Origin of the sequence: Bacillus sp. FSL K6-3458, assembly GCF_038005045.1 — a bacterium.
Classification (GTDB): Bacteria; Bacillota; Bacilli; order Bacillales; family Bacillaceae; genus Bacillus; species Bacillus altitudinis.
The window spans coordinates 1797776-1812040 of record NZ_JBBOSI010000001.1 but is presented as its reverse complement, the minus strand read 5'-3'; the positions used below and the strand labels follow the sequence as shown (position 1 = coordinate 1812040).

General features: G+C 40.4%; 15 protein-coding genes. 3 read left to right on the top strand and 12 right to left on the bottom strand.

Features of this window, described 5'->3' with window-relative positions:
- Positions 1-276: 276 nt before the first annotated feature.
- Positions 277-1398: a M14 family metallopeptidase gene (locus tag MHH23_RS09665; RefSeq protein WP_041506951.1), complete on the bottom strand. Its 1122-nt coding sequence runs from the start codon at positions 1396-1398 to the stop codon at positions 277-279.
- Positions 1399-1573: 175 nt separating this feature from the next.
- Here MHH23_RS09665 and MHH23_RS09660 point away from each other — a divergent pair, with 175 nt between their 5' ends.
- Positions 1574-2926, top strand: a complete 1353-nt coding sequence (locus MHH23_RS09660) for an IS1182 family transposase (protein WP_340958755.1) — start codon at positions 1574-1576, stop codon at positions 2924-2926.
- Positions 2927-3056: 130 nt separating this feature from the next.
- Here the strand turns inward: MHH23_RS09660 and MHH23_RS09655 are convergent, their stop codons facing one another.
- The 7 genes from MHH23_RS09655 to rpmG all read right to left on the bottom strand — a co-directional run bounded on the left by MHH23_RS09655 (position 3057) and on the right by rpmG (position 9440).
- Positions 3057-4976 carry an LTA synthase family protein gene (locus tag MHH23_RS09655; RefSeq protein WP_340959420.1) on the bottom strand — a complete coding sequence of 640 codons (1920 nt, stop codon included), beginning with the start codon at positions 4974-4976 and terminating at the stop codon, positions 3057-3059.
- A 212-nt stretch (positions 4977-5188) separates the two neighbouring features.
- A complete protein-coding gene (locus MHH23_RS09650) occupies positions 5189-6142 on the bottom strand; it encodes an ROK family glucokinase (protein WP_024718834.1) in 954 nt (317 codons plus the stop codon).
- 13 nt (positions 6143-6155) lie between these two features.
- Positions 6156-6359, bottom strand: coding sequence for a YqgQ family protein (locus tag MHH23_RS09645; protein ID WP_008342322.1), 204 nt, complete (start codon positions 6357-6359; stop codon positions 6156-6158).
- 70 nt (positions 6360-6429) lie between these two features.
- Positions 6430-7968 (bottom strand): rhomboid family intramembrane serine protease, encoded by a 1539-nt coding sequence (locus tag MHH23_RS09640; RefSeq protein ID WP_340959419.1) that lies wholly within the window; start codon positions 7966-7968, stop codon positions 6430-6432.
- Between the two features lie 86 nt (positions 7969-8054).
- Positions 8055-8228: a hypothetical protein gene (locus MHH23_RS09635; RefSeq protein ID WP_017367602.1), complete on the bottom strand. Its 174-nt coding sequence runs from the start codon at positions 8226-8228 to the stop codon at positions 8055-8057.
- A 452-nt stretch (positions 8229-8680) separates the two neighbouring features.
- On the bottom strand, positions 8681-9241 hold the full coding sequence (locus tag MHH23_RS09630; RefSeq protein WP_340959418.1) for a 5-formyltetrahydrofolate cyclo-ligase: 561 nt from the start codon (positions 9239-9241) through the stop codon (positions 8681-8683).
- A gap of 49 nt (positions 9242-9290) precedes the next feature.
- The gene (gene rpmG / locus MHH23_RS09625) at positions 9291-9440 is read right to left on the bottom strand and encodes a 50S ribosomal protein L33 (protein WP_008360061.1); all 150 of its coding nucleotides are present in this window, start codon (positions 9438-9440) and stop codon (positions 9291-9293) included.
- Positions 9441-9891: 451 nt separating this feature from the next.
- On the opposite strand from rpmG, the gene MHH23_RS09620 reads away from it, so the two are divergent.
- Positions 9892-10239 (top strand): hypothetical protein, encoded by a 348-nt coding sequence (locus tag MHH23_RS09620; RefSeq protein ID WP_003217285.1) that lies wholly within the window; start codon positions 9892-9894, stop codon positions 10237-10239.
- Positions 10236-10736, top strand: a complete 501-nt coding sequence (locus MHH23_RS09615; protein ID WP_008342335.1) for an endolytic transglycosylase MltG — start codon at positions 10236-10238, stop codon at positions 10734-10736. Before MHH23_RS09620 ends, MHH23_RS09615 begins: the two co-directional genes overlap by 4 nt.
- A 44-nt stretch (positions 10737-10780) precedes the next feature.
- Here MHH23_RS09615 and pstB (MHH23_RS09610) read toward each other — a convergent pair whose 3' ends face one another.
- Genes pstB (MHH23_RS09610) through pstC form a run of 4 tightly spaced genes read right to left on the bottom strand, consistent with a single transcriptional unit; the run spans position 10781 to position 14225 of the window.
- On the bottom strand, positions 10781-11563 hold the full coding sequence (gene pstB, locus MHH23_RS09610) for a phosphate ABC transporter ATP-binding protein PstB (protein WP_017367606.1): 783 nt from the start codon (positions 11561-11563) through the stop codon (positions 10781-10783).
- 15 nt (positions 11564-11578) lie between these two features.
- Positions 11579-12391 (bottom strand): phosphate ABC transporter ATP-binding protein PstB, encoded by an 813-nt coding sequence (gene pstB / locus MHH23_RS09605; RefSeq protein WP_007501258.1) that lies wholly within the window; start codon positions 12389-12391, stop codon positions 11579-11581.
- A 23-nt stretch (positions 12392-12414) separates the two neighbouring features.
- Positions 12415-13299, bottom strand: coding sequence for a phosphate ABC transporter permease PstA (gene pstA, locus MHH23_RS09600; RefSeq protein ID WP_007501259.1), 885 nt, complete (start codon positions 13297-13299; stop codon positions 12415-12417).
- Positions 13299-14225 carry a phosphate ABC transporter permease subunit PstC gene (gene pstC / locus MHH23_RS09595; protein ID WP_017357999.1) on the bottom strand — a complete coding sequence of 309 codons (927 nt, stop codon included), beginning with the start codon at positions 14223-14225 and terminating at the stop codon, positions 13299-13301. The genes pstA and pstC overlap by 1 nt, the downstream gene beginning before the upstream one ends.
- Positions 14226-14265: the final 40 nt, after the last annotated feature.

The following is a 14265-nucleotide window of genomic DNA, read 5'->3' as shown; positions in this document are numbered from 1 at the left end:
AGCTTACAGGGATGCTCTCGTCAATCACATCAGCACGGTTTTTATTGACCATAAGAAATTGATTGGTTTGAACGTATTAAAAGATTGTTGACAAAGGGCGAAAATGAACTTGATTTTAGCCCTTTGTCTTCTTTTCAGCGTGATAGAAAACCTTTGCAGCCCTAGGAAGGACGAGTACTGGCGCGGAGTGAATTTCACATTCGTGAGCACCGGCACGCAGGACTGACAAAGAATGCGAGGGTTTGTCTACACGCTGAAAGCACCGATTAGGTGCTTTTAATACTTACATGCTTCCCACAATAACCGCTTTGTTTTTTCATAGATCGAATCAAATTGACTCATAGAAAGTGGGTTCTTTCCTCGCCCAAGTTCCACCGTATAGCCCTCACTTTTACATTGATAAATAAACCAATCTCGATAACCTGCATAGCTATCAAGATATTGAATCGCTTTGTAACCGCTCACCCGTTCTAACCGTTCGACCGTCTCTTTTGAAATGGCCGGTTCGTGGCCAAGAAAACCCCAGTATATCTCTTCTCCTTGTGTATGAAGGGCAATTAACCGGTCAAAGCGTTTTCGTAAGGCGAGATGTGCCATTGCTTTCGCTTCTGGTTCTGTTAACGGCTGATGCCCTGGGAAATCCCTATAAGACGGTGCCTTCGGCTTATTACGATAATATTCGATTTCCCAATAAGCAGGAAATTGATTGTTTAAATCAATTCCTCGAATATTCGCCTTCCATTCTCGATAATCGGAAAATCCACCATTTAGCGGTGCGAACTCCTCACGGCACAACCCTAAAGATTCTGGACCATTGCGAACCAAATCAACACCGTCTGGATTTACCATCGGGACAATAGACAAAGCAGTGGTCTGCAATATACGAACTGCTTCATGATGTCTTGCTTGTACTGGGTCAGAGGCCGCTAAACAAAGTGATTTAAGCCATTTTAATAAAACAGAGGTCGTGATCCATTCATTTGCATGAAAAGAGGCATTAACATGTATGGAATGTAAATGTTGTACAGGCTCCGTACGGATTTCATAAATGGGCGTATCAAGCACTGATTGACCAATCACACTCATCTGAAGAAAAGGAAAAACAGCTTTCAAATATTGAAGCTCTCGTTCTAAGTGAGCGCTATCATATTCAAATGTGCCGCTGATCCAATCATCTGATTGCTGGAGCCGGTAAGGCGCAATGAAGCTTTGCACATCACCTACCGATTGAAATGAATGGGTCCCTTCTGGAAGTCTATACCCCGGTAAAAGGAGGTGCTCCGTATTTGACTGATTGGACAAACGGAAAGCTTCTTTCCCTATACCAAGCTGCTTTGCCACATCCTCCTTCCTTGCCTCATCCAGATGCCATTCAATTGTGCCAAACGACTTTTTCATTTACATCCCTCCTCTTACACTATATGAACCAGTAAGTAAAAAAAGAAAACCTCTGCATGTAAATAGCAGAGGTCAGGCTGTCGAGAAAATCTCGACAGCTTTATTTTTCCCCTTAAATTTTCCACTACCCCATTTTATAATAGAGAAAAGCATACTAAAGGAAGGTGTTTTTCTCATGTTCCACACTAGAAATTCTTCTCAGCACGAAGCCGAATTTGTATTACTAGATCAACTGGTCGAAGAGGATCACCTACTTCGTAAAATTGATCAATACATTGATTTTTCATTTATCATAGACAAAGTAAAACCATATTATAGTGAGAATAAAGGTCGTCCTTCTCTCGATCCACTCATTTTGTTCAAAATGATGTTCATCGGATACCTGTATGGTATCCGTTCTGAAAGACAACTTGAAAAAGAAATTTACTATAACATGGCGTATAGATGGTTTTTAGGTTTGAACATCAATGACCCCGTTCCTCATCACTCGACCATTAGCTGGAATCGTCGTACTCGATTCAAAGATACAACGATTTTTCAAGACATTTTCGACGAGATCGTGCTTCAAGCTATCAATCATGATATGGTAGGAGGCCGCGTTCTTTTTACTGACTCCACTCATCTTAAAGCCAATGCCAATAAACATAAATATATGAGAAAAACGATTGAGCAGGATACCCAGAACTATATAAATGATTTAGAAGAAGCGATCCAAGAAGATCGGGTGGCACACGGAAAAAAGCCCTTAAAGGTAAAAGAGGAGGTGAAAACGGAAAAAGACATTCGTCAAAGTACGACTGATCCTGAAAGTGGCTATCTTTATCGTGAAAACAAGCCAGAAGGCTTTTTCTACCTAGACCACCGTACAACGGATATGAAGTACAATATCATCACGGATGCCCACATCACGCCCGGTAATGTCCATGATTCTGTTCCGTATCTTGATCGGTTGGATCACCAAATCGCACGATTTGGTTTTCAAGTAGAAGCTGTTGCCCTTGATTCTGGTTATTTGACAACCCCAATCTGTAAAGGTTTATCAGATCGCCGTATTTTTGGTGTCATCGCACATAGACGCTTTCATCCAACAAGAGGTTTATTTGAGAAGTGGAAATTCAAGTATGACTCTGAACATGATCATTACATATGCCCAAATGGTGAGAAGCTATTATATACAACAACTGATCGAAAAGGTTATAGGTTCTACAAATCAGATCCTAAAAAATGTACATCGTGTCCTTTCCTTGAAAGATGCACAAGGTCGAAAAATCATCAAAAAGTCATCTCAAGACACATATGGGAAGAACATAAAGAAAGGATCAGACAAAATCGTCTATCTGTCTCTGGAAAAGAGCTATATAAAAAAAGAAAAGAAAAAATAGAGCGAAGCTTTGCAGATTCAAAACAACTGCACGGGCTTCGCTACTGCCGGTTGAGGGGAAAACAAAATGTGAGTGAGCAAGTGCTTCTCACAGCTGCCTGTCAGAACATGAAGAAGATTGCCACACATCTAGCGAAGCTAGGTTAGGTGTGTGGGAGGCCTTTTTCATTCAATCTCATCCATCATCATTACGATGAAAATAAAAAAGATTGTAGAAAAACATGAGTTTCTCTACAATCTGACCTCTGCATGTAAATAGCAGAGGTTTTCTTTTATATTAAGACGCCTTTTTTAGCTCAGTGTCATCTTCTTTTTTAGATGGTGAATGGTCCGAGTTGTTTCGGTCATAAAATCTAAGGAGATCTCCATAGATAATTTGATCAGAGAATTGAAGCTCTTGTTTTGCCTTTTCTTCATAAGACTGACAACCAGACTCATCTTCTCTCGGCTCACCCGTTTTTTTGTTGTAGCACACACCAGCTGTGAAAACACTGTCCTTCGTAATAAAACTTCCATCTCGAAGCACTGTGAAGTCATTTGTATCTTTTGATAATAGGTCATGACCAAATTGAATTTGCTTGCTTGTATCAATTCCTAGAAGGTTCATGACTGTTGGACGGATATCTACTTGCCCGCCAACTGTATCAATCTCTTTTGGATGTTTATCCGTGATACCAGGAATGTGTACAACAAATGGTACTTTTTGCAGCTGAACTTCTTCAAAAGGTGTAATGTCTTTATTTAAGAATTGTCCCATTGCTTCGTTATGGTTTTCAGAAATCCCGTAGTGATCACCATATAACACAAAAATGGAGTTATCGTATAACCCTGCTTCTTTCATTTTTTTAAAGAAAAGCTTTAGTGCCTCATCTTGATAACGCACTGTAGGGAAGTATTTGTTCAACGTTTTGCTCTTTGAGTCATATTCATCAATGAGCTTATCTTCTTCATCTAGGTCAAATGGAAAATGGTTCGTTAATGTAATCAATCTCGTATAGAACGGCTGCGGGATCGTTTTCATTAAATCTACTGACTGCTCAAAAAATGGACCATCTTTCAGCCCCCAGCCAACTGAATTTTCTTCATTTACATCGAATGATTTAATATCAAAAAATTTGTCGTAGCCAAAGCTGTCATAGATCAGGTCACGGTTCCAGAAACTTTTGTTATTCGCATGAATAACAGAAGAATGATAGCCTTCCTCTTTTAACAACTCAGGTGCGGCTTTGAACTCGTTGCTTGGATTTGTGAAAAATACAGCTCCTCTTCCAAGTGGATAGAGTGAATTATCAACAATAAACTCGGAGTCGGATGTTTTCCCTTGACCCGTTTGATGATAGAAATTACTGAAATTGTAGCTTTTCTTGATCAATTTGTTTAAGAACGGCGTGATCTCTTTCCCATTCAATTTTTCATTGATCACAAAGCTCTGGGTAGACTCAAGCGATACTAGAATGACATTTCGTCCTTTTGCTTGACCAAACGTCTTTTCATTACGGTCTGTTTGATTTGCACTTACATAGTTTTCAATTTCAGTTAAGCTATTGCTGTCGGCAAGTGCTCGCTGAGCGGATTGCTTCGATTGCAGAACCCCATCATAAATATGGAAGTTATATAAGCTGATGTTTTTCACTAGCATCTCACGGTCAAATGAACGAGTTAACAGCTCTGGTCTTTCTGTTTCAGCCAAACCAAGGTTAAAAAAGAAAGTGGCTGCCACAAATAAATAATAAGCTGCACGTCCCTTACGTGAAATCGTTACATCTGTTCTAAAGGAAGGCTGTTTTTTATAGAGCCAAATTAAAATGATGATATCAACAAACATCAGAAAATCAACTGGTTCAATTAAAGAGGTAATACTTGACCCGAGGTCACCCATATTGTTTGTTTGAAATAGGACGGGGATGGTTAGAAAATCACTGTAGAATCGATAAAATACAATGTTAGCTAACAAAATAAATGTCAGAACAAAACTCGTCACGATGATATATCGATTGCGATTTTTTTCTTTAAAGAATAAACCGATACCGAAGATAAACAAGAGAAAGCTAAGCGGATTAATAAACAGGATAAATTCCTGCATGAAATTTTCAATTTTGATATTAAAACTAGATTTATAGATAACATAGGTTTTCACCCACATTAACAAAGTCGCAATCAGTAAAAATGAAATCGCCTTTAATCTTTTCTTTCGCATTGTAACCTCCTTATGCTAAAAACGCACTCAGGTTAGGGACATCCCCAATTATTGGTGCTTCTTCAAAAATAACTAAAGTATATCTTATCCTGTCTATGCTGGAAAATCAATGTCTTTTTCCCCATGACAAACTTATGAATATGCTAAACATTCAATTTCATGCCTATCTATCGCTGATTTTAATAAAAATGACATCATTATGACATTTTTGTTCAAGACAGCCACTTGTTTTTTGCCATCCATGCACCGCCGATCACGCCTGCATCGTTTCCTAGTGAGGCAATCACCACTTCAACATCCTCAGCACAGGGCGGGAAGGCATGATGTTTGACGACACGCTCTACTTTACTGCGAAGAAGCTCGCCCGCTTTAGATACACCGCCGCCAATGACGATTTTTGTTGGGTTTAAGGCACTGGCTAGATTCGCAAGGACAAGACCAAGATGGGTTGTTACTTCATCTACGACATGCATCCCAAGTTCGTCTCCGTTTTCTGCTGCCTCAAATACATCCTTTGCAGACAGCGAAGTAAGTGAGCCAAGTGATGATGTATGGCTCTTTGTTTGTAATGTATCTTTTGCGATTCGGACGATACCTGTGGCAGACGCAATGGTTTCAATACAGCCTGTTCTCCCGCAGTTACATGGTGCTCCTTGATATGGAACGGCACAAATATGACCAATTTCTCCACCAGCACCTGTTTCGCCTTGAACCACTTCTCCATTGACAATAATACCACCGCCAACCCCTGTGCCCAGTGTAACCATCAGGATGTTTTTGGCGCCATCACCTGCACCCTTCCACATTTCACCGAGTGCAGCAATGTTCGCATCATTTTCGATGACAGATGGAAGTCCTGTCTCTGCCTCTAAATGGTCTTTCAAGGGATAGTTTGTCCAGCCCAGATTCGTTGTTTTATAGACAATTCCGGATACTTTATCCACTGGTCCAGGTGCCCCCATACCGATCCCAATTAGGGCTGATTTCGGCATGCTGATCTCAACTAGTTTATGATCAATTGACTTGGCAATGTCGACTGTAATTGTCTGCCCAGATTTATCCGTAGGAATCTCCCACTTATGCTGAATTTCACCATAAAGATTAATAAACGCAAGCTTAATTGTCGTACCGCCAAGATCAACTCCTACAAACCAATCCCCTGTCATATGTCCTCCACCTTCACATTGTTTTTCGATTTAATTTGGCTAGTTCCATTTGAAGGATGGTCATTGCGTTTGACCATTCAGTTCGATCGATGATGCCCGATGTGTACATTTCCTTCAATTCATCTGCCATAAATTCTAATTCCACTTCACGATCTCCGAAATACACGTAATTTCCAAATCTCATGAGCAGCTGCTGTACATCATATAACGTTTTCATTATTTTCACCATTTCTCTAAATCAACAGATAGGATAAGCGTATTCATAAATACGCTTTCAGTCAAGTCATTCAACGTGTTTGAGTGTTTTCAATATATTGTTTCAACTTTAAAAATTGGTCATTTTGCGGATCTTGTTTTAATGCTTTTTCGATGAAGTCGTCTGCTTCCGCTGTCTCGCCTTTTTCTACATACAACAACGATAAGTGATACAATTTATTCGGCTCATTTGGATCTTTTTCAAGCGACTTTTGCAAATACTCAATGGCCTTGTCAAGATGTCCAAGCTGCGCTTCGGAAAGCGCATATATATGAAGTGCTTCAGCTGAGGCATCCTTTTGCTTTACATATTCCTCTAGACGCTGACTTGCTTCGCTATAGTTCTTTTCATCAAATAAACTCGCTGCCTCGCTAGTTGCCGCCGCTTCTTTTTGATCGTCTGAATGAAACCCTGTATACAATCCAAAGCCGCCAATAAGGAGGAGAAGAAGACTAGCAAGAAGCATTTTGACAGGCTGAAACTGTTTAGGAAGACGGACCGCTAAAGCGGCTAAAAATCCCCCAGCGAGCCCCCCAAGATGCCCTGCATTATCAATCCCTGATACAGTGAAACCTATCCCTAAGTTGATGAGGATAATCACGATAATATTTGTCCCCATCGTACGAAAGAAGAGCTTCCGGTTAGAGATCGCTAAATATAACAATGCGCCTAAACAGCCAAAGATCGCACCTGATGCTCCTGCTGCGATGGCTGTATTAAACACAAAGCTCGCTATGGAGCCAAAGATGCCGGAAACTAAATAAATCAGCAAAAATCTTCCTGAACCATAAATTCTCTCAACAGCTGCTCCAACGGACCAAAGAGCAAATGTATTAAAGAGTAAATGCGTCAAACCAATGTGTAAAAACATAGGTGTCACAAAACGCCACCATTCACCCTCTAGTATCAGCACATTATTTTTCGCACCGAATGCTGTTAAAGTGGCTGTATTTGTACTTCCACCAGATAATTCAAGTAAAAGAAACATCACCACTTGAACTGCGATTAACAAGTAGGTAAAAATCGGTCTGCCATTTTGAAAAACGGCCCGTTCTCGTTCACGTTGCTTTTCCTGATCTTGAAATGCCTGAAGCACGTTCATTTTAAGCTGCATCACATTTTCGGCTGTATCTGCCTTCGCCTCTTCTACATCAATCGAGAGTGATGTATTCAGCCATTTTTGCAGCTCGTGTCCATCGTTTTGAAGGGTTTCTTCATTCAGTAAAACAGGTGTCACCATCACCTTTTGTTGTTTTTGCGGTTGACCGTTTATGTCTTCCCAATCATCTACTGGATGATCAGCTGTAAATTGTAGCTGAAGGAGATGGAGAGAACGTTTACGCATGGCTTCTCTCAACTGATTCATCCGAAAGACCTGCTCTTCCATATCTCGAACGATCTCCTGTCTAAAATTCACATCTCTTCTATAGAGACGGATGAGATCATATCCTGAGTTTCGTGGTGCTTCAAAAAAGATTTCATCTTCTGGGTACGGACTTTGAATCATCTCGTATCCTTTTTGTCTGAGTTCATCAATCACTCGCCAAAATAGACTATCTATGACATTCATTCATTCGCGCTCCATTTTTTACATTATTATAGCAAGAATTACTCTTATACGCATTTCTCAACAAAAAAATCCCGGCTTTTGCGGGATTAGAATGCTTGGCGAATAAATTTCGTCCGAAAATATGGGATTTTCATCAGCCATTTAATAAAAAAGTGACGCACTTGGTTTTGACCTAAGATCAAATTCATGAGCCGATAACGATTTTGCACAAGAACGAATGCAAACAGTGTGAACACAATGCTCCAAATCATTTTATTCATCATATTCCCTCCTATGTTCGTATCGTGGCTTAAATAGGATTTGTTTATGCATGAACCATTATTTTTATCGCTGACAATGGCGCGTCTTTTATTAATCAGTTTTCACAGCCTAATCCCTTGTTCTTTTGATTGAATATAATAGACCTCTTCACACTCAGATTAATCATAAGAAACGTCAAATTGATGAAGGACGATTAAATCTTTGAACGCTTTGATATGCTCTCTTCTTATTTTTCCGACTACAAAAAAAATCAAGGTGCGTATGCCAAAAATAAACCCATGAATCATGATCAAGTTGTAAGTCAAAAGTATTCACTTCCTACCACAAATTACGGAAGTATCTTTTCTTTCCTCGAAATTTTTTCAATATATGACTCCTACTAGCTAAAATGCCCTGAGCTAATGAAACGATCTCAACACAAAAAGCCCGTTTTTGGACAATGAGCGGGCTTTCACTTTTGATATAACGTACCTTTTTCACTGACAATCATAGATACCGGTATGTCGTGCGCTTCAGCCGGAATATGCCTCGTCTGCTGTAAAGACAAACAAAGGGCAATGGTTACGCCGTGGTAGTCCGCTAAGTAGCGATCATAATAGCCCCCACCAAACCCAATCCGGTAACCACGCTGATCGAAGCACACCCCAGGGACAATGATCAAATCAATGGCTTCTTTATGTACAACTGTAGCCTCAAGAGGGTCTGGCTCCAATAGTCCAAAGTAGCTGGATGTCATCTTTGTTTCAGGTGTATATTCATAAAACACCATCTCTTTTGTTTTCGGAAAACAGGTGGGAATACAAACTGTTTTTCCTTCTTCCCACGCTTTTTCAATCAGAGGCATTGTCGGTATTTCTTTTCCCCTAGACATAGTCAAAGCAATCGTTTTCGCCTGTTTCCATTCTGACAGCTGCAGCACGTGTTCATGAAGTAGAGAAGCGTGGCGATTGAACTCTCCAGCGCTTATCTGATCAAGCATGGCCAATGTTTGAAGGCGGAGCTCCTTTTTCATACAGGTTCATCTCCCATCATAAAAAAACAGCAGGAAAATTCCCTGCTGCTTACTTTGTTTCACGATGTAAAGTTTGTTTTTTATCACGTGAGCAATACTTTTTGAATTCAACGCGATCTGGATTGTTTCGCTTATTCTTTTTAGTAATATAGTTACGCTCACCGCATTCAGTGCAAGCTAGAGTAATATTTACGCGCATGTTTTTCCCTCCAAACTAAAATCAATTCACATTCAGACCTAACTATAATACCACTTCTAGCTAAGGAATGCTAGAATGTTTTTTCACCAATTTCATTTTTCAATGCATTCCACCTACATCCTGATCCATATTGTCTGGTCATGTGATGAAAAATCGCCTTCTCCCCTATAAAAACACGTTCTTTGTCGTACTGTATACATGAGAACCCCCTCTTTGTTCCACAGCTTTTTTTCATCTGATCCGTCTTCTTTTATTTTAACAGCGGGCAAGGTTTTCATACTTGGTTTCCCTATAAAAAGAAAAATGATGAAAAAAAGGTGATTTTTTCAGCAATTCCTTTTGAAACTAGCTTTTTTATGGTATAAAAAAGAAGGGTCGAAAACTGTCTGAAACAATCATGAGAGCCTTTTTTGGCTTTCAGCATTAAAATATGAATAAAAGGTGATGAAACATGGAAATTGCAATTATCGGATTGCTTGTTGTCAGTATTGTACTGATCGCATTCTCATATTTTCAAAGAGAGCCGATTAAAGAAGTCGAACAGGAACTTGAAACACTTCAACTATCTGCAATGCAAGAAATCTATAAACTGAAAAAGAAAATGAAGGTTCTTGAAGAAGAATTGCTTGAAACAAACATCGTTGTCCGCAAGCATTCAGAAATTGATCCATCTATTGCAAGACAAATCATTTCAAAGCATCAAAATGGCATGTCTCCTGAGGCGATTGCGCGCGCTGAGCATGTATCTGTAGAAGATGTGAACATGATCATTAAAGACAACGAGAGGGTGCTTGTATGACGAAAAAAAGCATCCAAACGTTTGCAGCAGGTATGATTCTTGCAACTGGTGTTCTGGCGATCGTCTTTTTCCTTACTGGAAAAGATGAAGCGGCAGCTGATTCTACAACAAAAGAAACCCTCGCAGCGAAAGTGACAGACACTGACGTGAAAAATTACTTAGACTCTAAAAAAGAAGTCTCCGTCAGCCGTGAAACATATCAACAACTTCTTGATTATAAAGAAAAAGCGCTGAAAGCAAATGAAGACGGCGATTCTCAGAACGATAAACAAACAACGGACAAGCCAAAAGGCAAAACGGTTAAATTCGTGATTAAAAACGGTATGAGCACAAGTGATGTTTCAGACATGCTTGAAAAGGACGGAATCATCAACTCGTCTAAAGATTTTAATGATTACGTGATAGACGCAGGCTACCATAAAGAAATTCGTGCCGGCAAATTCAATTTAAAAACAGGTATGACATTCAAACAAATTGTCAAAGCCTTAACAAAATAACATCAAAAACCCCCTGGCGGCATTGACCTCCAGGGGGTTTTTGATTATCCAAATCGTCCTGATATATAATCATTTGTTCTTTGATCATTTGGCTCTGAGAACATCACATTCGTATCATTGACCTCAACAAGCTCGCCCATTAAGAAGAACGCTGTTCGGTCTGATACCCTTGCCGCTTGCTGCATATTATGCGTCACAATGGCAATCGTATATTTCTCTTTCAGTTTCATGATTAATTCTTCAATCTTTAATGTTGAAACAGGATCAAGCGCAGATGTTGGTTCATCCATTAATAGAATATCCGGGCTTGTGGCAATGGCTCTTGCGATACAAAGACGCTGCTGCTGACCGCCGGAAAGACCTAATGCAGGTGCACTTAATCGATCTTTCACTTCATCCCAAAGGGCAACATCACGAAGCGCTTTTTCAGCGATTTCTTTCAATTGCTGCTTGCTCTTCACCCCGTGAATTCTTGGCCCGTAGACGACATTATCAAAGATAGATTGAGGGAATGGGTTTCCTTTTTGAAAGACCATCCCGACGTTTTTACGCAGTTCCACTAGATCGACACGGCCTTTTAAAATATTGTCACCGTTATACATCATATCCCCAGTGATTTTCACACCTGGCACTGTTTTGACCATGAGATTTAAGGTCTTTATAAATGTTGACTTTCCGCAGCCGGACGGACCGATAATCGCTGTGACCTCATGCTCTTTAATGTCTAAATCAATATGCTTCAGTGCGTGATGCTGTCCATACCAAAGGTTCATATCATTCACACGAAACACTTCTTTTTTGGCTGTTTCAGTTGCTACTGCATTCATCAAAATCCACCCGCCTTATCCGAATCGACCATTAATATAGTCTTCTGTTTTTTGCTGCGCAGGACGTGTAAAGATACGTTCAGTCGCATCGTATTCCACTAGATCACCGTTCAGGAAAAAGGCTGTATGATCAGATACACGTAACGCTTGCTGCATATTGTGTGTGACAATGACAATCGAATAATCATGTTTTAATTCCGATAATAGTTCTTCAATTTTTGCATTTGAGATCGGGTCTAAAGCAGAAGCCGGTTCGTCTAATAAAAGCACGCTAGGTTTCATCGCAAGGGTACGTGCAATACAGAGGCGCTGCTGCTGGCCGCCTGATAATGATAAGGCAGAGCGGTGCAAGCGATCTTTGACCTCATCCCATAGCGCTGCCTTTGTTAAGCTTTCTTCTACCGCATCATCAAGCACTGATTTCCTTTTTTCACCCGCATATTTTAGCGCATGCGTAATGTTGTTGTAGATGGATTTAGGAAATGGATTTGGCTTTTGGAAGACCATCCCGATTTCTCTTCTTAAATTCACCACATTAATACGGTCATCCAAAATATTTAACCCTTCGTACATGATCGCCCCTTCACTTCGTGCACCTGGAATTAGGTCGTTCATGCGGTTAATGCTGCGTAAAAAAGTCGATTTTCCGCACCCTGATGGGCCGATTAATGCCGTAATTGCATTTTTTTCAATTTCAAATGAAATTTGATTGACTGCTCTTTTTTCACCATAATAAATACTTAAATCCTGCACCTGTAGAATCTGTTCCGCTTGAAGTGGAGCCTTTTTTGCTGCAATCTCTTTTTTTTCTGCTAGCATTTGAACCATATCCCCTTCACACCTCTCACTATTTATTTTGACGTAAGCTTCTTATGAATAAATGAACCAAGCCATCTAGCTGCTAAGTTGAATACTAATACAGAGAGCACAAGTACGGCTGATGCACCATTTGCAATGGCCTCTGCATCTGGAATAATCCCCTGTGTATTGACGTTCCATATATGAACGGCTAATGTTTCTGCCGGTCTAAAAATATTGAGTGGTGACGTATCGGAGAAAGGACTCCAGTTTGTAAAATCAAGACGCGGTGTTGAAAGACCTGCTGTGAAAAGAAGAGCAGCCGCCTCACCGAAAACTCTTCCCGATGCTAAAATTGCTCCAGTTATAATGGATGGAATCGCACCTGGGATCAGAACCGTCTTCACCGTATGCCACTTTGTCACACCGAGCGCAAGCGATGCTTCCTTTTGATCCTTCGGTACAGATCGAAGTGCATCTTCTGTCACCCTGACCATCACTGGCAGGTTAAAGACAGTCAGCGCAAGGGCTCCTCCGATAATCGTATAGCCCCATCCTGTTAAATTAACAAACATCAGCAAACCAAACATACCGATGACGATCGATGGCAGAGAGGATAACACTTCAATACATGTACGAATAAAATCGGTTACTTTGTTTTGAGGTGCATATTCTGCCATGTACACCCCGCCGCCCACGCCAAGAGGCACGGTAAACAGCATCGTAATAAATAGAATGTAAAACGAGTTAAACAGCTGATCCCTAATACCGCCACCAGAGCCAATCGCACTTGAGCGGGTAGTCAAAAAGTCAAAATTTAATTCTTTGGCACCGTTGAAGATGATATAAGAAAACAAGCCAACAAGTATCGCCGTGATAATGGCGGCACATAATCCAAAAACGATTGTGGCAAAACGATCGGTCATTTTGCTATTCATTAAATCTTCCTCCTAGATGACAAGTATCTGATAATGAGTATGAACATAAATGATACAACTAGAAGGACAAGTCCCATTGACCAAAGTGTATTGTTTTCAACACTTCCATACGTTGTATGTCCCATGTTTAACGTAATAATGGTTGTTAATGTACCAGCTGTGTCCATAATACTTTCTGGTAGATTACGCGTGTTTCCAATGACCATCTGAACGGCAAGGGCTTCTCCAAATGCTCTTGCCATTCCAAGCACGACTGCTGTCATTAATGTCGGAAGCGCTGCAGGTACAAGAACACGTCTGATCGTTTGCCATCTTGTTGCGCCTAATGCATACGATCCCTCACGTAAACTTTTTGGAAGTGAAGCCATTGCGTCAGTTGCAATGGATGTAACAGTCGGCAAAATCATAATAGAAAGGACAATCGTTCCTGCTAAAACACTGTGCCCTGAACCGCTTGACTTAAAGTGTCCAATAAACGGCACCAATACTGTAAGACCTATGAATCCGTAAACAACGGATGGAATCCCTACAAGCAGTTCAATCACTGGCTGGAGAATTTTCCGTCCCCATGCAGGTGCAATTTCTGTCATGAAGATCGCTCCTGCGATGCCTAGCGGTGCTGCTATGAGTGCTGATAGAAGCGTGACAGCGATTGATCCAAAGATAAATGGAAATGCGCCGTATTGCGGATTTTCCGCTGTAGGGTTCCAATTGATACTGGTTAAGAACTCAATTGGGCTTACACCATTTACGATGAAAGATTGTAAACCCTTAATGCCAAGGAAGATTGTGATGGCAATTGATACAGCAATCATTAAGAATGCGCAAAATTTCACCAAAATACTTCCTCTTACTTCATCCATTTGCCTATTTTTTTTCGAGCTGATCAGTCGATCGCTCGCTTCTGTATGTTCTATCTGTTTCATCTTTTTCTACACTCCTATGAATGTCATAAAAGGAAAAGTG